At 53.0% G+C, this 19,007-nt stretch carries 22 protein-coding genes; 19 read left to right on the forward strand and 3 right to left on the reverse strand.

What is annotated here, in order from left to right; genetic code table 11:
• Nucleotides 1-103 precede the first annotated feature (103 nt).
• The 6 genes from IEV54_RS00005 (at nt 104) to IEV54_RS00030 (ending at nt 3,398) form a co-directional block, all read left to right on the forward strand.
• Nucleotides 104-1,021 carry an ankyrin repeat domain-containing protein gene (locus IEV54_RS00005; RefSeq protein ID WP_150277871.1) on the forward strand — a complete coding sequence of 306 codons (918 nt, stop codon included), beginning with the start codon at nt 104-106 and terminating at the stop codon, nt 1,019-1,021.
• Nucleotides 1,022-1,123: 102 nt separating this feature from the next.
• Nucleotides 1,124-1,990 carry a PSE family carbenicillin-hydrolyzing class A beta-lactamase gene (gene blaPSE / locus IEV54_RS00010; protein WP_150277870.1) on the forward strand — a complete coding sequence of 289 codons (867 nt, stop codon included), beginning with the start codon at nt 1,124-1,126 and terminating at the stop codon, nt 1,988-1,990.
• Nucleotides 1,991-2,146: 156 nt separating this feature from the next.
• Nucleotides 2,147-2,425, forward strand: coding sequence for a type II toxin-antitoxin system RelE/ParE family toxin (locus IEV54_RS00015; protein WP_150277898.1), 279 nt, complete (start codon nt 2,147-2,149; stop codon nt 2,423-2,425).
• Between the two features lie 10 nt (nt 2,426-2,435).
• Nucleotides 2,436-2,750 (forward strand): HigA family addiction module antitoxin, encoded by a 315-nt coding sequence (locus IEV54_RS00020; RefSeq protein ID WP_044385058.1) that lies wholly within the window; start codon nt 2,436-2,438, stop codon nt 2,748-2,750.
• A 145-nt stretch (nt 2,751-2,895) separates the two neighbouring features.
• A complete protein-coding gene (locus IEV54_RS00025) occupies nt 2,896-3,138 on the forward strand; it encodes a type II toxin-antitoxin system Phd/YefM family antitoxin (protein ID WP_150277869.1) in 243 nt (80 codons plus the stop codon).
• Complete coding sequence (locus IEV54_RS00030) at nt 3,135-3,398, forward strand: Txe/YoeB family addiction module toxin (RefSeq protein WP_150277868.1); 264 nt, start codon at nt 3,135-3,137, stop codon at nt 3,396-3,398. Before IEV54_RS00025 ends, IEV54_RS00030 begins: the two co-directional genes overlap by 4 nt.
• Nucleotides 3,399-3,477: 79 nt before the next feature.
• On the opposite strand, the gene IEV54_RS00035 is transcribed toward IEV54_RS00030, so the two are convergent.
• A complete protein-coding gene (locus IEV54_RS00035) occupies nt 3,478-3,732 on the reverse strand; it encodes a Txe/YoeB family addiction module toxin (RefSeq protein ID WP_150277867.1) in 255 nt (84 codons plus the stop codon).
• Complete coding sequence (locus IEV54_RS00040; protein WP_150277897.1) at nt 3,729-3,980, reverse strand: type II toxin-antitoxin system Phd/YefM family antitoxin; 252 nt, start codon at nt 3,978-3,980, stop codon at nt 3,729-3,731. Before IEV54_RS00040 ends, IEV54_RS00035 begins: the two co-directional genes overlap by 4 nt.
• Before the next feature lie 207 nt (nt 3,981-4,187).
• Between IEV54_RS00040 and IEV54_RS00045 the strand changes: the two genes are divergently transcribed.
• The 10 genes from IEV54_RS00045 (at nt 4,188) to IEV54_RS00090 (ending at nt 14,249) form a co-directional block, all read left to right on the forward strand.
• A complete protein-coding gene (locus tag IEV54_RS00045) occupies nt 4,188-4,412 on the forward strand; it encodes an addiction module protein (protein WP_150277866.1) in 225 nt (74 codons plus the stop codon).
• A 361-nt stretch (nt 4,413-4,773) separates the two neighbouring features.
• Nucleotides 4,774-5,403, forward strand: a complete 630-nt coding sequence (locus IEV54_RS00050; RefSeq protein WP_150277865.1) for a LysE family translocator — start codon at nt 4,774-4,776, stop codon at nt 5,401-5,403.
• Nucleotides 5,404-5,845: 442 nt separating this feature from the next.
• Nucleotides 5,846-6,130, forward strand: a complete 285-nt coding sequence (locus IEV54_RS00055; RefSeq protein WP_150277864.1) for a hypothetical protein — start codon at nt 5,846-5,848, stop codon at nt 6,128-6,130.
• A gap of 77 nt (nt 6,131-6,207) precedes the next feature.
• The gene (locus IEV54_RS00060) at nt 6,208-6,879 is read left to right on the forward strand and encodes a PspA/IM30 family protein (RefSeq protein WP_150277863.1); all 672 of its coding nucleotides are present in this window, start codon (nt 6,208-6,210) and stop codon (nt 6,877-6,879) included.
• 1 nt (nt 6,880) lies between these two features.
• Complete coding sequence (locus IEV54_RS00065) at nt 6,881-7,567, forward strand: YqiJ family protein (RefSeq protein WP_150277862.1); 687 nt, start codon at nt 6,881-6,883, stop codon at nt 7,565-7,567.
• Nucleotides 7,567-9,258: a flotillin family protein gene (locus IEV54_RS00070; RefSeq protein ID WP_150277861.1), complete on the forward strand. Its 1,692-nt coding sequence runs from the start codon at nt 7,567-7,569 to the stop codon at nt 9,256-9,258. Before IEV54_RS00065 ends, IEV54_RS00070 begins: the two co-directional genes overlap by 1 nt.
• Nucleotides 9,259-9,268: 10 nt before the next feature.
• A complete protein-coding gene (locus IEV54_RS00075) occupies nt 9,269-9,655 on the forward strand; it encodes a hypothetical protein (RefSeq protein WP_150277860.1) in 387 nt (128 codons plus the stop codon).
• Between the two features lie 219 nt (nt 9,656-9,874).
• A complete protein-coding gene (locus IEV54_RS00080; protein WP_188434268.1) occupies nt 9,875-11,041 on the forward strand; it encodes a DUF2314 domain-containing protein in 1,167 nt (388 codons plus the stop codon).
• Between the two features lie 205 nt (nt 11,042-11,246).
• Nucleotides 11,247-12,806, forward strand: a complete 1,560-nt coding sequence (locus tag IEV54_RS00085) for a BCCT family transporter (protein WP_150277858.1) — start codon at nt 11,247-11,249, stop codon at nt 12,804-12,806.
• Nucleotides 12,807-12,869: 63 nt separating this feature from the next.
• The gene (locus IEV54_RS00090) at nt 12,870-14,249 is read left to right on the forward strand and encodes a C13 family peptidase (protein WP_150277857.1); all 1,380 of its coding nucleotides are present in this window, start codon (nt 12,870-12,872) and stop codon (nt 14,247-14,249) included.
• A 9-nt stretch (nt 14,250-14,258) separates the two neighbouring features.
• On the opposite strand, the gene hemN is transcribed toward IEV54_RS00090, so the two are convergent.
• Entirely contained in the window at nt 14,259-15,647 is a 1,389-nt protein-coding gene (hemN, locus tag IEV54_RS00095) for an oxygen-independent coproporphyrinogen III oxidase (protein WP_150277856.1), read from the reverse strand.
• Nucleotides 15,648-15,883: 236 nt separating this feature from the next.
• Between hemN and IEV54_RS00100 the strand changes: the two genes are divergently transcribed.
• Genes IEV54_RS00100 through IEV54_RS00110 form a run of 3 tightly spaced genes read left to right on the forward strand, consistent with a single transcriptional unit; the run spans nt 15,884 to nt 18,997 of the window.
• Nucleotides 15,884-17,206, forward strand: a complete 1,323-nt coding sequence (locus IEV54_RS00100) for a diguanylate cyclase domain-containing protein (protein ID WP_150277855.1) — start codon at nt 15,884-15,886, stop codon at nt 17,204-17,206.
• 48 nt (nt 17,207-17,254) lie between these two features.
• Nucleotides 17,255-18,334 carry a T6SS phospholipase effector Tle1-like catalytic domain-containing protein gene (locus tag IEV54_RS00105; RefSeq protein WP_150277854.1) on the forward strand — a complete coding sequence of 360 codons (1,080 nt, stop codon included), beginning with the start codon at nt 17,255-17,257 and terminating at the stop codon, nt 18,332-18,334.
• 3 nt (nt 18,335-18,337) lie between these two features.
• Nucleotides 18,338-18,997 (forward strand): NADPH-dependent FMN reductase, encoded by a 660-nt coding sequence (locus IEV54_RS00110; RefSeq protein ID WP_150277853.1) that lies wholly within the window; start codon nt 18,338-18,340, stop codon nt 18,995-18,997.
• The last annotated feature ends 10 nt before the right edge of the window (nt 18,998-19,007 follow it).

A 19,007-nucleotide genomic window follows, 5' to 3' on the forward strand; every position in this document is an offset into this window, starting at 1 on the left:
CACTCTGCTCTCGGCAATATCAGTCCAGCAGAGTTTGAGCGCAGATGCGCATAACAGTGTCTACTTTTTGTGGGCAGGACCAGTTTTAAGGTAGCATCTACTAATGCCAACTTTCTTTAAAATTGTAGTGGTTTGCATAGCAATTAGCGTGACGCTGGTGAACGTAGTTTTGGTGACCGGCGACTCTGCAATGGAATCTTCTATTGCTCAAGCTAAGGACGAGAAACATTCAGAGTTAATCGAAAGTGGTGCTTCACAGAATGAAATTGACAAGGAGCTTATTTACGTTGAGAAAAAGATTAAATTGATCAATCAGTGGGAAAAATCTCAATTTGAAGATTTTGTGGCAGCCACAATGTTTGCAAGCATTTTGGGGTTCTTGGCTGGCGGCTTTATTTTTGCCTTTTTTGTTCGAAAGGTGTTCCGAAAAACGCAATTGGTATTGATATTTTTTGCATCATTAACCCCAGCGTTATGGCAAGCGTTTTTGTTTGGCACAGACGCAAGAGGTTTAACCATTCTATCTTCAATTGAATCAAAAGATTTCTCTTTCAATCCTTATGCAAAAGATGGTGGCTTCATTAGTCCTACAATGGCTTCTTGGCTCTTTATAAATCACCCTGAATTATATAATGAATGCGGAATGCTTTCCGAAAAGTTAGATCAATGTGATATGCCAATCATTTTTTACATAGGTAACACTCTTGAGTTTGGTAGTAGCGAAGTAACCGAGCGGCAATATAGCCTTCTAGAGGCGGCTATTAGCGACGGCGCTTCTTTAACTGAAGATTACGATGGCTTGGCACCTATACATCAAGCCATTCTATTCAATAACCCCCGTTATACCAAGCTGCTACTTGATTCTGGTGCCGACATTGGGCAGAGAATTAATAGGCCAGATAAATCTTACAATGGATATGACGCGGTAGAGTATTTGAATTATCTTGATCAGAAAGGCAAGCAAGACTTCAATCAATTGAAGTTGGTGATCAATGAGAAACTTAACAAACGCGTCAATTAGGACGCTCGCAAACTCGCGCCTATTACGCGGGCGTTAGCCATGTCATGGAGCCTCATACTTTCAGACAGAATGTTTACAAATAAAAATCATGGGGTTACGCACATGAAGTTTTTATTGGTATTTTTGATTTTGATACCATCTGTGGTTTTTGCAAGTAGTTCAAAGTTTCAGCGAGTTGCACAAGATGTTAAGGCGATTGGAACTTCTCTTTCTGCTCGTATAGGGATTTCCGTTCTTGATACTCAGAATGGAGAATACTGGGATTACAATGGCAACCAGCGGTTCCCCCTAACAAGCACTTTTAAAACAATAGCTTGCGCTAAGTTGCTCTATGATGCTGAGCAAGAAAAAGTTAATCCCAGCAGTACGTTCGAGATTAAGAAAACAGATCTAGTGGCCTATTCCCCTGTAGTAGAAAAGCAAGTAGGACAGGCAATCACACTCGATGATGCGTGCTTCGCAACTATGACTACAAGTGATAATACTGCGGCAAATATCATCTTAAGTGCTGTAGGGGGCCCCGAAGGCGTTACTGATTTTCTAAGACAAATCGGGGACAAAGAAACTCGTCTAGACCGTATTGAACCTGAGTTAAATGAAGCCAAGCTCGATGATTTGAGGGATACGACAACGCCTAAGGCAATAGCCAGTACTTTAAATAAATTATTATTTGGTTCCGTACTTTCCGAAACGAACCAGAAAAAATTAGAGTCTTGGATGGTGAACAATCAAGTCACTGGTAATTTACTGCGTTCAGTATTGCCAGTGGGATGGAATATTGCGGATCGCTCAGGAGCCGGCGGTTTCGGCGCTCGGAGTATTACAGCGTTTGTGTGGAGTGAGCATCAATCCCCAATTATTGTAAGTATCTATCTAGCTCAAACAGAGGCTTCAATGGCAGACCGAAATGATGCGATTGTTAAAATTGGTCGTTCAATTTTTGACGTTTATACATCACAGTCACGTTGATAAGGCTAACAAAGCCAATCACGGCGACAGCTTATCCGTTGCGGCTACGCCTCCACTACAAAGCTGCGCGTGTTGGCGACGTTATGCCCTTCTTTCAGTGTCCTTTGCCATACATTAACGCTTGACGTTATTAACGCTCTGCGTCACTATTTCTTTATGATCATATCGTTCAAGTGTAAGGATACCGAGAAGCTGGCAGGCGGGCGCCGCGTCAGACGCTTTGTCAATTTCGAGCGAGTTGCCTTGCGGAAGATCCGGCAACTCCAGGCTGCAAGTCAGCTTGATGATCTTAAAGTACCGCCCGGCAATATGTTGGAGCCGTTGCATGGTGACCGCCAGGGTCAGCACAGCATTCTAATCAACAGGCAGTTCCGGGTTTGCTTCCGCTGGACCAAGGCTGGTGCGGAAGATGTCGAAATTGTTGATTACCATTAGGAGGTGACTCATGCGCAACATTGAAGCTGTAACGCCAGGCGAGTTACTGAAGGAAGAGTTTCTTGAGCCAATGGGTATTTCTCAATACCGTTTGGCCAAAGAAATTGGGGTGCCTGCTCAGAGAATCGGCCAGATTATTGCTGGAAAGCGTTCGATAACCGCAGACACGGACCTGCGACTTTGTCGCTTCTTTGGTTTGTCCAATGGCTATTGGTTGCGAGCTCAGGCGGCCTACGACACTGAGATTGCGGAAGATGCCCTTGAGGATCAACTGAAGAACATTCGTCCGTGGAGTGCTGTATCAGAAATCGGGCACAGGGCATAACCAACGGCTGCACAGCGACCGATTTTCCGCCGCTTCGCGGCTACAAACCGGTCCATGAGTTCGCACGTTATGCATGACGTGCGTCTTGACGTACGTGCTTGGAAGCGTACACTTGGTGAAAAGTTGATCACGCAAGAGGTGCGTCATGACTGGAATCACAGCAACTGAGGCGCGCAGCAACCTTTATCGGTTGATTGACGAGACTGCCGAATCCCACCAGCCAATCGTCATTATGGGCAAGCGAAACAAAGCTGTTCTGATCTCGGAGGATGACTGGTCTGCCATTCAGGAAACGCTTTACCTACTGTCCGTACCGGGTATGCGTGAGTCTATTCGTGAGGGAATGGATACCTCCGTGGATGAATGCGATGAGGAGCTGAACTGGTGACATGGAAGTTGGTTTACACCAAACAAGCCCAGAAGGACGCAAAGAAGCTGGCCTCCAGCGGCCTCAAGCCAAAAGCCCAAGAGTTGTTGGCACTAATTGCAGAAGATCCGTATCGCAAGCCACCCCCGTTTGAGAAGCTTATTGGTGATCTTGCGGGTGCTTATTCACGCCGCATCAATATCCAGCACCGCCTGGTATACCAAGTGCTTGAAGAGGAGAAAGTGGTAAAAGTGCTCCGCCTCTGGAGCCACTACGAATAATGCATAACCAGTAGCTGTTGCCGGACAATTTCTCCGCCGCTCCGCGGCTACAAACTGGTCCGTGAGTTCGGGCGTTAGATCAGTAGTGATACCGGAGCTGGGCGATAAGCAAAGCGTCATCCGTGGCCTTGTAAACTATTCGGTGTTCTTCATTTATCCGGCGAGACCAGTACCCCGCAAGGCTGTGTTTGAGGGGTTCTGGTTTGCCAACACCTTCGAATGGTTCTCGCTTGGTCTCTTTGACCAGCTTGTTGATTCGGTTAAGAATCTTTTTGTCGGTTTTCTGCCAGTACAGATAATCTTCCCAGGCATTCTCGGAGAAGATAAGTTTCATTCAAGAAGTTCCTTCTCTTGGCCACCGCCTTGCTCCAGCTCGGCAGCGGAGTCCAGCAAACGCCTTGCGTTTCTTGGTGCGCGCAGGAGGTATGCAGTTTCTTGCAGGGCCTCGTAGTCATCAAGGGAGATCATTACCACGGACTGCGACTTGCTCCTTGTGATGATCACAGGGGAATGGTCTTCACAGACCTGTTCCATGGTTTTTGCTAGGTTGGTTCTAGCGGCTGTGTAGCTAATGGCATCCATAAGGCTTTTCCTGTACAGGATATTGAACATGATCAGGATACCGTACGTAAAAGGATTTAACAATCGACTGCATGGCGACCGATTCTCCGCCCCTCCGCGGCTACAAACCGGCGCGTGAGCAAAGCGTTAAAGCCAAAAAGCTGAGCCGTGGCACCAAGCGCCCATCCGTGCCAGAATTGGCCGATACGCGAACGAGAGGTTTCTTCCATGAATCTCCAGAAAATTGAAGACGAGGCGCTCCACCTTCCCAGGGAGGAGCGAGCCCAACTGATCCAGCGACTGGTTCTGAGTCTTGAGTCTCCGTCAGAAGAAGAGCTCAGGTCCGATTGCTTGCTTGAGGCTCGGCGAAGAAGCAAAGAACTCGATAATGGCTCAGTTCGGGCGGTGTCCGGTGAGGATGTCATGCGGAAGGCTAAAGCCCTGATCAAATGAATTATTATTTTCACCCGGCAGCGTAAGCCGAGTTTCTCGAATCAGTTGGCTATTACGAGTCAAAGGTTCCGGGATTGGGTGGTGCCTTCACGGAGGAATTTGAGGCCCTAGCCAGTTTACTTGGTGCGTCACCAAGAGCCTGGCAAGTCGAATTGCCGCCAGATATTCGTAGAGTGCCCCTTCACAGATTTCCGCTATCCATCCTTTACCGAGAGAAGCCTTATGGCTTTCAAGTTCTGGCTGTTGCCCATGACCGGCGACGTCATCAGTACTGGCTTGGCAGGCTTTGACAATTGGCTGCACACGTGCCGGGCGTTAGCGCGTAATTCAACTATCACCATGCGCTACAGGAACATCTTCCATGACCCTCTCCACCTGGCTTATCTATGTAACGGCGGTCGTTGTTCTCACCGTCACCCCTGGGCCTAGTGTGCTGATGTGCGTCTCTACTTCAGTCAACCACGGGGCGCGCAAAGCACTCATTGCTTCGCTAGGGAGTACAACCGCAATCGTGGGGATCATGGCGTTGTCGGCTCTTGGCTTGGGCGCAGCCCTTGCAGCGTCAGAGGTGCTGTTCACCGCCCTTAAATGGTTAGGCGCGGCCTATCTTGCATACCTCGGCATTTCGTCCATTCTTTCTTCCACCAGGGATATTGACGTCTCCGGCGCTGCAGTGGTGTCCACAAGAAAGCGCCTCTTCGCTCAAGGTCTACTAGTCGGAGCGAGTAATCCAAAGGCTCTTCTCTTTTTTGGCGCACTCTTTCCGCAATTCATCATCCCGAGTGAGCCTCACGCTCCGCAGTTTCTACTGCTCGGTGTCACATTCATATTCTTTGAGTTGATGTGGCTTACCATCTATGCGCTTTCAGCGTCCAGAGCCAAACATTGGCTCCAGCAACCACTTCGCGCCAAGCTTTTTAATCGAATCACTGGCGTCGTATATCTTGCTGCTGCTGGTCTGCTCGCAGGAAGCAAACGTGCGAGCGCCTAACCAAATGTTCAAGATGTTCGCTACGCTCTCTGGGACTGGCTAAAACCAGCCCTTAACCAGGTGTCAGCTGTGATTGCCACCCCTTCCTCGCGCAATTGAACGTGACCCCCGCGGCGGCATGCGGCAGTGCGAATTAGGCGCGAGGATGCGCTAGCCCTCCAGATCATTCCCCGGCCTCTGCCGGGGTTTGTGTTTTTGGGCGCGCATCACAGCCGCTGAAAATTATCTTGGACGTCTAATAGCCCCCTGGATTAATCTCGTCCTACGCAAAGGAATGCGAGCTACATCCCGCCTCCAGGCAAGAGTCGCCTGCACTCCTTTCAAAGCTGATTTAACGCAATTCTTCTACTCCCTCGGGAACAGGGCCGCGCGTAAGTGCGCCTGGGTTATGGCGAATAGAAAAAGGCGTTTCCATGCCGATCAAATTTAGTGGAGCCAAGACATGATTGACGCTGCCAGATTATTCGCTGCCGTTGCGCTTTTCTGTTTTGGCCTCTATCTGGTTTTCGACCTGTTTGTGAATGGCTTTGATTTCCTGGTCCTTGCCTGGGCCATAGGCTGCTTTGTCCTTGCCCATTACGTTAAGCCAAGGCGTGATAGCTCCGACAAATTTTCCGTTCTCGATTGTATTGAATTGGCAATCGATATTCCTTTCAGGGTGCTTTCTGGCGGGCTCCGTACGGTCTGCAAGCCTTTCAAAGATGATATCGATGGTTTTGATATTTAGAGGATAAGAAGAGCAGCACTATTGCGGGCTGGTAGAAGCAAACAATTAACGGATGGAACCCCTAAGGAGATACACCTATGAGCGAATCATTACTTGGCCGTGTTGCCCGGCTGGTTGGCGGAACTTTTACCTCGGTGGTCGATGCGACAGAGAATGTGGCGCCGGAGGTGGTGGCCCGTCAGGCGATCGAAGAAGTTGATCGGGCTATTGATGAAGTACGGGCGGAGATTGGGCGCAAGCAGGCCAATAGGCACAATGCCAACCGGGAGCTGTCGTCACTGAATAGGCGGGCGGAAGATCTCAAGGCTCAGATACAGACGGCCTTGCAGCAGGGGCGCGACGATCTTGCAGAAGCAGGAGTGAATGAACTTGTGGGCATAGAGGACCGGCTTCCTATTATCGAAAGCCTAGTGGCAACTACCCAGCAAGAGGAACAGGAACTGAACCGCTATTTGTCGGGGTTGCGTTCCAAGCAGGAAGAAATGGAGCGGGATCTGCAGGTTATCCGTGATCGCAAGCGCGCGGACGCGGGACAGCTGACGGGTGAAACTGGAAGCTCTGCCAGCGGCTCTTCAATCGAGCGCCGGGTCGAGAAAGCTGGAGGCGCAGTTGCCCGTGTTAAAGCCTCTGTCACGGGGTTGCCCACTGGAGCTGAGACCGGTGACGCTTCCGCGCGCGCCGAGTTGGAGGAGTTGCACCGTAAAAACCGGGTTGCGGAGCGGTTGGCGGCACTGAAAAAGGAAGGCTGAGGTGCTCGATCTACTATTGGCAAACGCCAACATTCCGTTCGCGATCGCGCTGACACTGATGGTGATCATCGGAGTGTTCGAGGGTGTGGGGGCCGTGGTGGGTGTCGGCCTGGGAAACATGCTCGATTCGTTCATTCCGGACTTCAGCGTCAACTCCGATTTCGAAGTGGCAGATGCAGGATCAAACTCGGCTTTGTCGCGGCTTCTGGGCTGGCTGAAGGTGGGCAAGGTACCCATTCTGATGTTGTTGGTGATCTTTCTGACCGCCTTTGGCTGTATTGGTCTGGCCATGAATTTTGCGCTCAACAGTGCGCTTGGCGTCATGTTGCCGGCACTGGTGTCCGTCCCCCTCGCTTTTCTGATAGCGCTGCCGTTCACGCGCTGGGGGGCGTCTGCCCTCGAAGCCGTCATGCCAAAAAACGAGACCTCCTCGGTGTCGCTGGAAACGCTCATCGGCCGTGAAGCTGTTGTCACCATTGGTCAGTCAAGCAGCGGCCATTCGGCCGAAGCGCGAGTGCGCGACCAACATGGCCAAACGCACTATGTAATGGTGCTGGCCGAGGAAGGGCACGGACCCTTCGGGCCAGGCATGCCGCTGCTTATAGTGCGGCGTGAGGGCAACCAGTTTGTTGTAATAAAGGGCGACTCCTCCGTTCTGGATAACGAAAAAAATCAAGGAATCAGATAATGGGAAATGCAAGTAACCTCGCTTTTGTATTGATTGTTGCAGGTGTCAGTTTTTTTGCTCTGTTAGTGCTCGGCGTCATTCTTGCGCGACTTTATACCCGCGCAAACAAGGAACGGGCGTTTGTACGGACAGGTTTTGGCGGGGAGAAAATAATCAAGGACGGCGGCGCCATGGTGTTCCCGGTGCTGCACGAGATCATCTACGTGAACATGAACACCTTGCGGCTGGAGGTGCGGCGGGCAAATGATCAGGCGCTGATTACCAAGGACCGCCTGCGCGTTGATGTGACCGCCGAATTCTACGTGCGGGTTAAACCTGATAACGAGTCCATTGCCACCGCTGCGCAAACCCTTGGAGCGCGCACGCAGCGTCCCGAGGAGCTCAAGGAACTGATCGAGGGTAAATTTGTGGATGTACTCCGGTCTGTGGCGGCGGGTATGACCATGGAACAACTCCATGAAGAGCGGGTGTCCTTTGTGCAGGAAGTTCAGACCAGCTGCGCCGAAGACCTGTTCAAGAACGGTCTTGAACTGGAATCTGTTTCCCTGACTGGCCTGGACCAAACGGCCAAGGAATACTTCAACGCGGAAAACGCCTTTGACGCTGAAGGTCTTACCAAGCTTACCGAGCAGCTTGAATCGCGCCGCAAGATTCGCAACGACATTGAACAGGAAACCATGGTCGAGATTCAGATGAAATCGACCGATGCCGCCAAGCGCAAACTGGGTATCCAACAGGACGAGGAATTTGCTCGCCTGGAGCAGACACAGCAGATTGAAAACCGTCGTGCCAGTCAGCAATCCGATATAGCGCGGGTGGGCGCAGAACGCCGTCGCGAAGCCGAGGAGGCGGACATCACCGCCAACCGCGCGGTGGAGCTGGCGCGCATTGCCATGGAAGAAGAAACCCAGAATCGCGACATCGAAAAGAGTAAACGTCTGGAGCTCTCCAAGCAGGATCAGAAAATTGCTGTCGCAGAGAAGTCGAAGGATGAGTCCCGCGCCGCGGCGGAGGCGGATGAAGCTCGCGCCCAGGCAGTCGCCAAGGAGGAGGGAGTAATCACCGTGCGTGAAACCGCACGTGCTGAGCGGGAAAAACGCATTGTCGTGATCAAGGCACAGGAAAGCGCCGAGCGCGAAGCCATTGGCGTGACAGTAGAAGCAGAGGCGCGCAAGGCAGCCGCTACTGATGAAGCTGACGCCATTCGTGTGACCGCCGATGCGGAAGCCGGCGCGATTAAAGTCAAAGCTGAGGCGGAGGCTGAGGGCGCGCGTCAGCTGAACGAAGCGAAAAACCTGCTGAGTCGGGAGCAGGTGGCGTTCGCCGAGAAGATGGAGATGATTGCCCAACTGCCGAAGATCATGGAGCAGGCCATGAAGCCGGCCGAGAAGATCGACAGCATCAAGATCTTCGATATAAGCGGCGCACCGGGTTTCAACGGTGGGGGCGCGGCTGAAGGCAGCAGCAACGGAGGTGGATCAAACCTCTCGGATCAGCTGGTTAATGCCATGTTGAAACATCGCGCCAACGTGCCACTGCTGGATTCCATTCTCAAAGAAGTGGGGCTTGAACACCTGGACCCACGCTCAATCATCGATGGCAAGGTGTTTGACAGGAAGGATTCGGAAGAAAATCCGAACCAGCATACGGGTACAAGCAAACCGACGCCGCCTCAGCCTGTGACCAATTAAGGAGTCAGTAATGAAAGCAATCAGATCTCTAATTGTTCTTGCCGCAGTAGCAATCGTAACCGGCTGCACGACCATGGCCGACTCCATCGCAGAGAAAGGAACAGGCCCCTACAGGATTTATGAAAAGCCTAAGTCCGAGGTGTGGGCTGCGACGGTAGAGGCTGTGCCATCGGTGGGTTTGAAGCTGGTTACAGCTAACGAGTCGTCAAATATGATTCTGGCTCAGCGGGGCGTCACCGCTTTCAGCTATGGTGAGAACGTCGCCATATTTATCGAAAATTACAATGGTAATCAGTCCCGGGTAGAGATCGTTTCCAAGCGGGCAATGGAAACCAACGTGTTTGCGCCTGATTGGTCCAGATCACTATTCGCTTACCTTGACTCCAAGCTCAAGTGAAATAGAGCGAATCCGATTGAATAGTGCGCTTATTGTCGACCGGCTACTGGAGCGTTACCCACCATGAAGTTGTTCAACTTCAGAAATACGATTGTTTTTGTATGTGTACTCAACTTCAGCGGTCTGGTGCTTGCGCTTGAGCCGGCGTCGGAACCCGACATCCGGTTCAGGTCGATTCTGTACTTTTACCCGGAGGTGAAGGCACCGGCCGACGGCGTAGTGGCAGCTTTCTTCGATAGATTTGAGATCGTGGGTGAGCTGCCTGCGGCGTCGACAAAGCCGGTGGTGACTTACCGCTTGATTGAAGACTTGCAGGACACTTATCCGGTGCCCGATCTGGATTACCTTGCCTATTTTGGAAGGGGGCTGGATAGGGAACAGGCAGTGCGAATTCAGAATGCCAGGGTTGGCCTGGTGGTTGATATTGCCTACCCAATGCCTATGTCTGTAGACGGCATGAAGGCGGCGAATCTGACGCTGCTGGAAATCGCCGAGGCTACTGGTGGCGTCATCTGGGATTCAGAAACGCGGGAGCTGTTTACGCCTGACAGCTGGCAGGCTAACAGAGTCGCCCCCTGGGATGGCGACTTACCCATTCTTGAAAAACACACCGTTATTCATGCCTATCAACATGCCGGAGGCGTACGGGCGATTTCACTGGGGATGGCCAAGTTCGGTTTGCCAGACATTGTGGTCAACGATTTCTCCTGGTCCTTGAATCGGTCCATGGGGAATTTGATCAACCTGGTTGCTCAATCGTTTCTCGAAGGGCAGTTCCCACAGGAGGATGGGACCCTGGGTATCAGTATTAATGAGCTTGCAGATACCCGGTATAAACAAGAGCTGGTGGCCAGTCTGGGCATTAACGCACAGCGTGATGTGGTGATTCAGACAGGAAAGGGCGTTCGGGAGGAGGGTGATCCCTATAACTATATTGTTGAATTGCTGTTCCACGACCAGGAGGGGCGTCATTCAAGCGAGATTCAGACCAACCTGCTTTCCTCGTTGTTCGGATGGGAGGATCAGGTCGCTTACGTTCAGCATAACGCAATGATAACTGCCGCGAGTGAATCAGCACGCCAGAAGCTGGACGGCTTGAAAGCGGACTTTAACGCCGGGCTGGCCCCGGGTGAATTTATTCTGCTAAAAGCTCCCTTCGATATTCCTGAGGGTGGAGCAGAGTGGATGTGGGTTGAAGTATTGTCCTGGGATGACGATGCCATATCCGGTTTATTAAAAAATGAGCCGGTGAATATCCCGGATTTGAAGGGCGGCTCTGAAGTGACTGTGATGCAGCAGGACATATTTGACTTCATTCGCCACTATGCCGATGGAACCTCAGAAGGTAACGAAACGGGCGAACTCATACTCAAGTATCAGAATTGATCCGACCGGATCAGTGCGTCGACATAAACGGATGTTCGCTGTTGTGCTGGAACAACGCACCTATCGCTGACGTATTTGATTACATTGAATAATTTCAACGTTTGAGAATGCGACGTAGGATTACCAGCTGACTTTCACCCGTTAATCGTCGTGGCATTCCGCTGGTCCAAATGTCTGCCCGGCTTGCTCTCAAAAGGCAGATTCCATGACTTCTCGATCTGATTCATCTTCGCGGACTAAATACGAGGTCCTGCGCAGTGGCAGCGACCCGGTGGTACTGGTACTCACCGTCGGTTTTATTCTGCTGTTTGTTGGCGCTTCAATTATCAATAGTGAATATGTGGCCGATTTGATTGGCCGCGGCTTCGCGTGGACGGCGACCTATCTGGGCTCCTTCTTTCAGCTCCTGTTGTTACTGACATTCTTTATTGCGGTGGGTACGGCTCTCAGCGGCGCTGGGCGGGCGCGCATAGGTGGGCTGGATCGACCAGAGATAGGCCGTTTCCGTTGGCTGTCGATGATCATGTGTACCTTGCTGGCCGGCGGTGGTGTGTTTTTCGCTGCCGGAGAGCCGGTTTATCATTTTGTGGTTACGCCGCCGGCGTTTGGTACGCAGGCGGGTACGTCTGCTGCCGTCGGGCCAGCTCTGGCCCAGTCGTTTACACATTGGGGGTTTCTGGCCTGGGCTGTGCTCGGCTCACTTACAGCCCTGGTATTGACTCGTGCTCATTACGATCAGGGCAAACCTCTGCAACCAAGAACGCTGCTGTATCCGGTTTTTGGTGAAAAGATGATCCAGGGGCGGGTTGGGGGTGTGATCGACGCTTTTTGTGTGATTGCCGTGGTGGCCGGAACAGTTGGCCCGATCGGGTTTCTGGCCACACAAATGAGCTTTGGTTTACACGAGCTCTTCGGCTTTCATGACGGGTTCGGTACCCAATTGACGGTGTTGGTCATTCTTGCTGCGGTGTACATGACCTCGGCAATGACCGGCCTGCACAAGGGTATTCAGCTGCTCAGCCGTTTTAATGTACTACTGGCGCTGGCCATAGCAGCGGTAATTTTCATCTTTGGTCCGACCCTGTTTCTGGTTAACAGCTACACCCAGTCGATGGGTGAATACGTGACGTCATTTTTTGCCATGGCGACCATGACGGCCGAGACAGCACCTGCCTGGTGGATGAAGTGGTGGACGGTGTTTTTCTTTGCCTGGTTTATTGGTTATACCCCGTTGATGGCGGTATTTGTGGCGCGAATCTCACGCGGCCGCACTGTGCGGGAGATGATCTTAGCGGTGGCTATTCTTGCACCGATCGCCACCACTATCTGGTTTACCCTGCTAGGTGGCTCGGGTATTTACCATCAGCTTGCAGGCACCTTCGATCTTACCGAGGCGTTGAATAATTTCCGTTTTGACGTGGCGACCCTGACTGTGGCGCAGGCTCTTCCAGGAGGCACCTGGATGGCAGCGGCAATCTTGCTGCTGACGACCATTTTTGTGGCCACCACCGGTGATTCGATGAGTTATTCAATTGCCATGGTTGGCGCCGGGCACGACGAGCCAAGTCCGTGGCTGCGTGTATTCTGGGGTGGGGCCATGGCTCTGATGGCGGCCATTCTTCTGTACATGGGAGCGGGTCAGATTGGGGTCCTGCAGCAGTTTATTGTGCTTACTGCCATACCCGTCTCGCTTATTATTCTACCTTCGCTTTGGACGGGGCCTCAGGCGGCGATGGCGATGGCCCGCGAGCAGGGACTGGTTTAGTCTTCTTGGGGGCAAGCAATTTTCGACTTGCCCACACACATTCCTCTGCCACGGCGAAATATTATGCCACTTGTTCTTTCGCGCGTTGTGCGTGCCACCTTGTCACTGATTGCTGTCGTGTTGCTTACAGCGTGCGACCCGCCACCGTTGTTGCCACCCGATGCCCGTTTGCCGGATGGCAGCACCTATACCGGCGCTCTTCAGGAAGGGCTTTTTCATGGCCAGGGTGCGCAGGAGTTTGCCAGTGGCCTGCTTTACCAGGGGCAGTTTCGTGAAGGGTACTGGCATGGCCAGGGGGAGCTTGAGTCGCCGGCTGGCTGGCGTTACGAGGGTGAGTTTCGTCAGGGTCTGATGGCGGGCCAGGGCGTTTGGGAAGACAAACAAAGCCGCTACGAAGGTGCATTTGCAGACGACAACTTCAATGGTCGCGGGCGTTATGAAGTCAATGGCAGCGTGTATGAGGCAGCGTTTGCCGATGGCATGCCTGTAGAGGGCAAACACATTACCGACTATGGCATTTACGAGGGTGAGTTTCGTGACTGGTATTACCACGGTGAGGGAACCTACTCTTATCCGGATACCCCGGAGGGTTCTGGAGCTTTGTCCGGGGTCTGGGAGTACGGTGAGCTTGTCGACGCCGATGAAAGCGCTCCAGCGGATTCACCCGCGCCGCTGACTGAGACTATTCTGGCTGAGGACCGTCAGCGACTGGATGAGCAGATCGACAGCCTGGCTGCCGAAACGCCTGGTGTATCAGATGCCTATTTTCTGGCGGTTGGTGGTGACGGGACCGAATCGGTTTTCATGCGAGATATTCAGGTGGCCAGAGCAGGGCTGCAGGAGCAGTTTGATGTCACCAACCGCGCCATCATGCTGCTCAATCACCGAGATTATGCGACCTACCCCCTTGCTACCCGGCCTTCGATTGCCACCGCACTCCAGGCGCTGGATGAACGGCTGAATCCGGAGGAAGACGTGCTGGTTGTGCATCTGGTCAGTCACGGTGGTAAAGACGGCCAGCTGCTGTTGCGCCAACCGGGCATTGATCTGCCCGGTCTGTCGCCACAGGATTTTGCCGAAATGCTGAATAGGCTGAACGTTCGTCGCAAGGTGCTGGTGGTTTCAGCGTGTTATTCCGGCCAGTGGATCGACCCACTCAAAGACGCGCACACGTTGATCCTGACCTCCGCTCGCTCGGACCGTACCTCATTCGGCTGCGGCGACGACTCGGAAATGACCTGGTTCACCAAGGCCGTGTATCAAAGTGTTGGCCTGTCGTTCGATGACCCTGATGCGATGTTTGAGCAGATCAACGAACAGGTGCGGGAGTGGGAAGAAGAAATCGGCATGGATGAAGACAGCTGGTCCTATCCCCAGTTCTGGCTTGGTGAGGATCTGCGGGCCTGGTGGGGGCTACGAACACCTGGCCACCACCGGCCATAACAGTTCCAATTACACCGTGCGTGAGAAGCGGCCTTTCTGTTCCTCGCCAAGATAGGCATCAAAGGTCATCGCTACGCTGCGCATCAACAGGTGGCCCTGGGGCAACAATACGAGGGCGTCTTTGTGGCGCTCCACCAAGCCATCACTTTCGTGCTCTGCCAGTAATGCCAGTGCATCGGCAAAGTACTCGGTGAATTTGATCTGATAACGCTGTTCGAACTTGCTGTAATCCACGCGCCCATGGCACATCAGGTCGGTGATCACATCTCGACGCAGCTTGTCGTCTTCGCTTAGGTGGTAGCCGCGCTGTACCGGCAGCATGTCGCTATCCATGCGCGCGTAGTAGCGTGACAGCTCTTTTACGTTCTGGCTGTAGCTGTCGCCCACCTTGCCGATTGATGACACGCCGATACCGATCAGGTCGCAGTCGGCATGGGTGGAGTAACCCTGGAAGTTACGCTGGAGGGTGCCATTGGCCTGGGCACGGCTGAGCTCGTCTTCCGGGAGGGCAAAGTGATCCATTCCGATGTACACGTAGCCGGCTTCGGTGAGGCGCTGGATGGTGAGCTCCAGAAGTTCGAGCTTGCGTTCCGGCGGCGGCATGTCTTCCATGCGAATCAATCCCTGCGCCTTGACCTGTTCCGGCAGGTGAGCATAGCTGTAAGCCGCTATACGATCAGGGCGCAGTTCGATGATTTTGGCTAACGTAACATCAAAACTGGCGACAGTTTGCAGGGGTAAGCCGTAAATCAGGTCGACACTGATTGATTTGAAGCCAGCATCACGGGCAGCCATGACCAGGTCACGGGTTTGTTGCTCGCTCTGGATGCGGTTAACAGCTGCCTGCACGGCCTCGTCGAAATCCTGAACACCGAAGCTGAGCCGGTTGAACCCGAGCTCTCGCAGCGTATGAATCTGAGCTGGCGCTACCGTGCGGGGGTCCACCTCAAGGGAGAACTCATGGGCGTCGCTGTTGTCCATATTGAAGGTGTCGCGCAGCGTCTGCATGAGGTCAGCCAACTGCTCGCTGGTGAAATAGGTAGGTGTCCCGCCGCCGAGGTGTAGCTGGGTCAGCCGGCGTGACGAGTCAAAGAGGCTTGCCTGTTGGGTTATCTCTCGTTTGAGGTAGGCCAGATACTCTACTGCACGCTCGGTCTTGTGGGTGATGATCTTGTTACAGGCGCAGTAATAGCAAAGACTTTTGCAGAACGGGATGTGGATATAAACCGATAACGGTTTGGGCGTCACATCGTTGTTGCTGGCCTTCGCCGCCGCCTGATAGTCGTCCACGGCGAAGGCTTTATGAAACTGCGGTGCCGTGGGGTAAGACGTATATCGAGGGCCCGGACGATCATATTTCTCGATCAGATCCCGATTGAAGCTCAATGGCTGGTTCATACCTACTCCGTATCTTTTGCTGATTGTGACACGGTTACCCTAGCGTCAGTGTGCGAACTCTACATCTGTACAACAGACTTTGGCAAAGCGGGCGAATGATCTGATTGACCTGTCTGCAACCGTGCCTGTTCGCCAGACTTTTCAGTGTGCAGAGCGCCGGGGCCTTATAGGACATTGAGTGAGATCTGAAATGCTGCTGTTCCCCTTTCGATAAGCCTCAACCTTGCAGGCAAACCATGCGATTAGCTGATTTTATCCGGACCGAAATAGAGCCCATTCTTCAGGACTGGGAAGCATTTGCAAAAACGCTTTTGCATGCTGAAGATATGGACCAGGTCGGATTGCGTGATCATGCCAGGAATATGCTGCTGGAGATCGCGGATGATCTTGAGTCGGTGCAAAGCGAGACTGAACAGGTAGCCAAATCAAAGGGCCATGAATTCAGAGACAGGGAGTCCTGGGCCGAGATCCATGGCGAGGACCGGCAGAGCAGTGGTTTCAGCGTTATCGAGACGGTGTCTGAATTCCGTGCCTTGCGAGCGAGTGTGGTCTCGCACTGGACCAAGGCGTACCGAGCCAAGACTGGCCAGCACATTGAAGATCTGACTCGTTTTCACGAAGCGATCGATCAGGCTGTGGCTGAATCGCTGGAACAGTATGCAACGGTCAAGGAGATGGAAACCCGTCTGTTTGGTGCCATATTGCTAGCCTCACCGGACCCTATTTATGTGCTGGATCTGGAAGGTCGGTTTGTCTATGCCAACAAGGCGACTGCAGATCTCTTTGCGCTCAGGCTCGAGGAAATCATTGGCAACTCTACCTTCGATCTGGGTTTTCCATTTGCTATGGATTTTCAGCGCAATCTGGAGAAAGTCATTGCCGAGCAGTCCACCCATCGTGGCAAGTTTGTTCATACCTTTGCCTCTGGGCATGGTGAGAAATTTGAATACCTTCTGGCACCAGTGCTGGACGAACATGGGAAGACAGAGGCCACGGTATGCATTTCTCGGGATATTACAGCCCAGACCCTTGCCGAAGAAAAAATATGGCACAGCGCACACCATGACCTGTTGACCGGACTGCCCAACAGACGCTTGTTTCTGGACCGCCTGGAGCAGGCGATCAAGCACTCGAGACGCAGTAACGCCGATTTCGCATTGCTTTTCCTGGACCTGGACGGTTTCAAGGATGTGAACGACTCCCTTGGTCACGATATGGGGGATCGGCTCCTGGTGGCGGTGGCCAGGCGTCTGAACGAGTGTGTTCGTGAGGAAGATACGGTGGCCCGTTTGGGGGGCGATGAGTTTACCGTGCTGCTGGTAGGTGCCAGTGAACAGGACGACGTTGTCACCGTAGCTCAGAATATCATTGAGCAGCTGGCCAAACCCTTCTGCCTGGATGAAGAAAACATCCGGATATCCGTCAGCATAGGGATTACCGTTTTTCCTCAGGATGCGGCGACCCCTGCCACGCTATTGGAAACGGCCGACAAGGCGATGTATAAAGCCAAGAGGGCAGGTGCGAATCAACTCTGTTTTTACCAGCCAGCACCGGTGTGAAAATGTTTGCCTGCTTTGTTTGTTGGCCAACTGAATGGGAAGGAAACCATGACACAAAGACTGATTCTACTCTTTGACGGTACCTGGAATGATCCGGAAGATCAGACCAATGTGTACCGACTCACGCGGCGTATCCAAGACTACGATGGCACGATCAGGCAACGTTTTTTCTACGATCCGGGTGTGGGTACCTCGAGCTTTGAGCGTTTTAGTGGTGGCGTGTTTGGCTATGGTCTGAGCAGGAATCTGCTGGAAGGCTACGAGTGGCTGGCAAAACGCTACAGCGAAGGAGAGGAAATCTGGATATTCGGCTTCAGCCGTGGTGCCTACACAGCCAGAAGCCTGGTCGGATTGATCCGCAAGTGCGGGTTGCTGCATATCGTGACCCCGTGCCTGTTGAAAAAGGCAGAGAAGATTTACCGCAACGACAGCCTGGCACCGGATTCCGAGGAGTGCAGGGCGTTTCGGGAAACCTACAGCCGCTCGCCCAGAATTCATTTTATCGGGGTGTGGGATACGGTTGGTGCGCTCGGAGTGCCCGGCACGCTTATTTCCGAACATGGGAAATTCGCCTGGCACGATACCGAGCTTTCCAGCATCGTGGATCGTGCCTACCACGCGGTGGCCCTGGATGAGCATCGAGCTACCTATGATGTGCCATTGTGGACCAGTGATGACGGTAAGCAAAAGCCCCGCAATCTTGAGGTAGAGCAACGCTGGTTCATTGGCGCCCACGCCAACGTTGGCGGTGGATACGGCTCGGATGATCGGCTCGCTGATATTTCACTGCAGTGGATGCTTGGCAAAGCGGAGAAGGCCGGATTAAAGCTTGACCGCTTTACTGCTGCAGAGGATGCCTGGAAAACCGAGCCGAGGGATTCATTCCAGGAGTTTCTCAAAGGCGGCTACGCCTGGTTCCAGAAAATCAGACGTGGCGAAGAAGAGGCTCGCTTCAGCCGCAGATATGCCGAGGATAAAAAAGGGCGCCCAGCAGTGAATATTTCCATCGATGAGAGCGTTTGGCAGCGATGGCAAGATGCCGGTCTCAACTATCGGCCACCAACGCTGACCGATGCGGGCCAATCGCCCCCTGAGCCGTTGGTTATAGGGCCCAATACAGAGAGCTGAAAAATGAAATTCCTGGTCTTTCTTGGCACGGTAAGAGACAGCACCCCGCCAAAGCCCCCGCGACTCGGGCATCGTGTGGCGTTAGCATGTCTGCAGTTTCTGAAAACCCGGTACGAGGGTCATCAGTTCGAGCTGGTGGATGCCCTTGATTATCCGCTTGATCACGTCTTCAAACCGCACTTTGCCTATCCGAAAAGCAGGGCTCCGGAGGGTCTTGATGCGCTGGCGGATAAAATCGAGTCCGCTGACGGCTACATCATGATCAGTCCGGAATATAACCACTCGCTCAGCCCGGCATTGGCGCACTTGCTCAACCATTTCGGTAGCTCATTGTTTGCCTATAAACCAAGTGCAATCGTGACCTATTCCGCCGGCCAGTGGGGCGGGATGCGCGCGGCGATAGCGATGCGTACCTTTCTGGCAGAGCTTGGCTGTTTGCCGGTGTCTGCGATGATCCACGTGCCTCGGGCACAAGAAGTATTTACCGAGGACGGTGGCCCCCAGCAAGAGGTGAAAATGGACGGCTGGTTTGACTATCTGGGCCGTACTTTCAATCAGCTGATATGGTGGGCCCAGGCAACCAGCGAGCATCGCTCAAGGGTTGATCCCCACCAGGAAATTGGTGACTTCAAGCGTTCGCCATCTCAGAGGAATGCGCCCTAGGCTTATGGGC

This window comes from Halopseudomonas salina (assembly GCF_014637955.1).
Taxonomy (GTDB): domain Bacteria; phylum Pseudomonadota; class Gammaproteobacteria; order Pseudomonadales; family Pseudomonadaceae; genus Halopseudomonas; species Halopseudomonas salina.

Excerpts from the sequence above, each read along its gene's own strand:
- IEV54_RS00005 (WP_150277871.1), top strand. The coding sequence starts at position 104 with ATGCCAACTTTCTTTAAAATTGTAGTGGTTTGCATAGCAATTAGCGTG.
- blaPSE (WP_150277870.1), top strand. The coding sequence starts at position 1,124 with ATGAAGTTTTTATTGGTATTTTTGATTTTGATACCATCTGTGGTTTTT.
- IEV54_RS00015 (WP_150277898.1), top strand. The coding sequence starts at position 2,147 with ATGATCATATCGTTCAAGTGTAAGGATACCGAGAAGCTGGCAGGCGGG.
- IEV54_RS00020 (WP_044385058.1), top strand. The coding sequence starts at position 2,436 with ATGCGCAACATTGAAGCTGTAACGCCAGGCGAGTTACTGAAGGAAGAG.
- IEV54_RS00025 (WP_150277869.1), top strand. The coding sequence starts at position 2,896 with ATGACTGGAATCACAGCAACTGAGGCGCGCAGCAACCTTTATCGGTTG.
- IEV54_RS00035 (WP_150277867.1), bottom strand. The coding sequence starts at position 3,732 with ATGAAACTTATCTTCTCCGAGAATGCCTGGGAAGATTATCTGTACTGG.
- IEV54_RS00040 (WP_150277897.1), bottom strand. The coding sequence starts at position 3,980 with ATGGATGCCATTAGCTACACAGCCGCTAGAACCAACCTAGCAAAAACC.
- IEV54_RS00045 (WP_150277866.1), top strand. The coding sequence starts at position 4,188 with ATGAATCTCCAGAAAATTGAAGACGAGGCGCTCCACCTTCCCAGGGAG.
- IEV54_RS00050 (WP_150277865.1), top strand. The coding sequence starts at position 4,774 with ATGACCCTCTCCACCTGGCTTATCTATGTAACGGCGGTCGTTGTTCTC.
- IEV54_RS00055 (WP_150277864.1), top strand. The coding sequence starts at position 5,846 with ATGATTGACGCTGCCAGATTATTCGCTGCCGTTGCGCTTTTCTGTTTT.
- IEV54_RS00060 (WP_150277863.1), top strand. The coding sequence starts at position 6,208 with ATGAGCGAATCATTACTTGGCCGTGTTGCCCGGCTGGTTGGCGGAACT.
- IEV54_RS00070 (WP_150277861.1), top strand. The coding sequence starts at position 7,567 with ATGGGAAATGCAAGTAACCTCGCTTTTGTATTGATTGTTGCAGGTGTC.
- IEV54_RS00075 (WP_150277860.1), top strand. The coding sequence starts at position 9,269 with ATGAAAGCAATCAGATCTCTAATTGTTCTTGCCGCAGTAGCAATCGTA.
- IEV54_RS00085 (WP_150277858.1), top strand. The coding sequence starts at position 11,247 with ATGACTTCTCGATCTGATTCATCTTCGCGGACTAAATACGAGGTCCTG.
- IEV54_RS00090 (WP_150277857.1), top strand. The coding sequence starts at position 12,870 with ATGCCACTTGTTCTTTCGCGCGTTGTGCGTGCCACCTTGTCACTGATT.
- hemN (WP_150277856.1), bottom strand. The coding sequence starts at position 15,647 with ATGAACCAGCCATTGAGCTTCAATCGGGATCTGATCGAGAAATATGAT.
- IEV54_RS00100 (WP_150277855.1), top strand. The coding sequence starts at position 15,884 with ATGCGATTAGCTGATTTTATCCGGACCGAAATAGAGCCCATTCTTCAG.
- IEV54_RS00105 (WP_150277854.1), top strand. The coding sequence starts at position 17,255 with ATGACACAAAGACTGATTCTACTCTTTGACGGTACCTGGAATGATCCG.
- IEV54_RS00110 (WP_150277853.1), top strand. The coding sequence starts at position 18,338 with ATGAAATTCCTGGTCTTTCTTGGCACGGTAAGAGACAGCACCCCGCCA.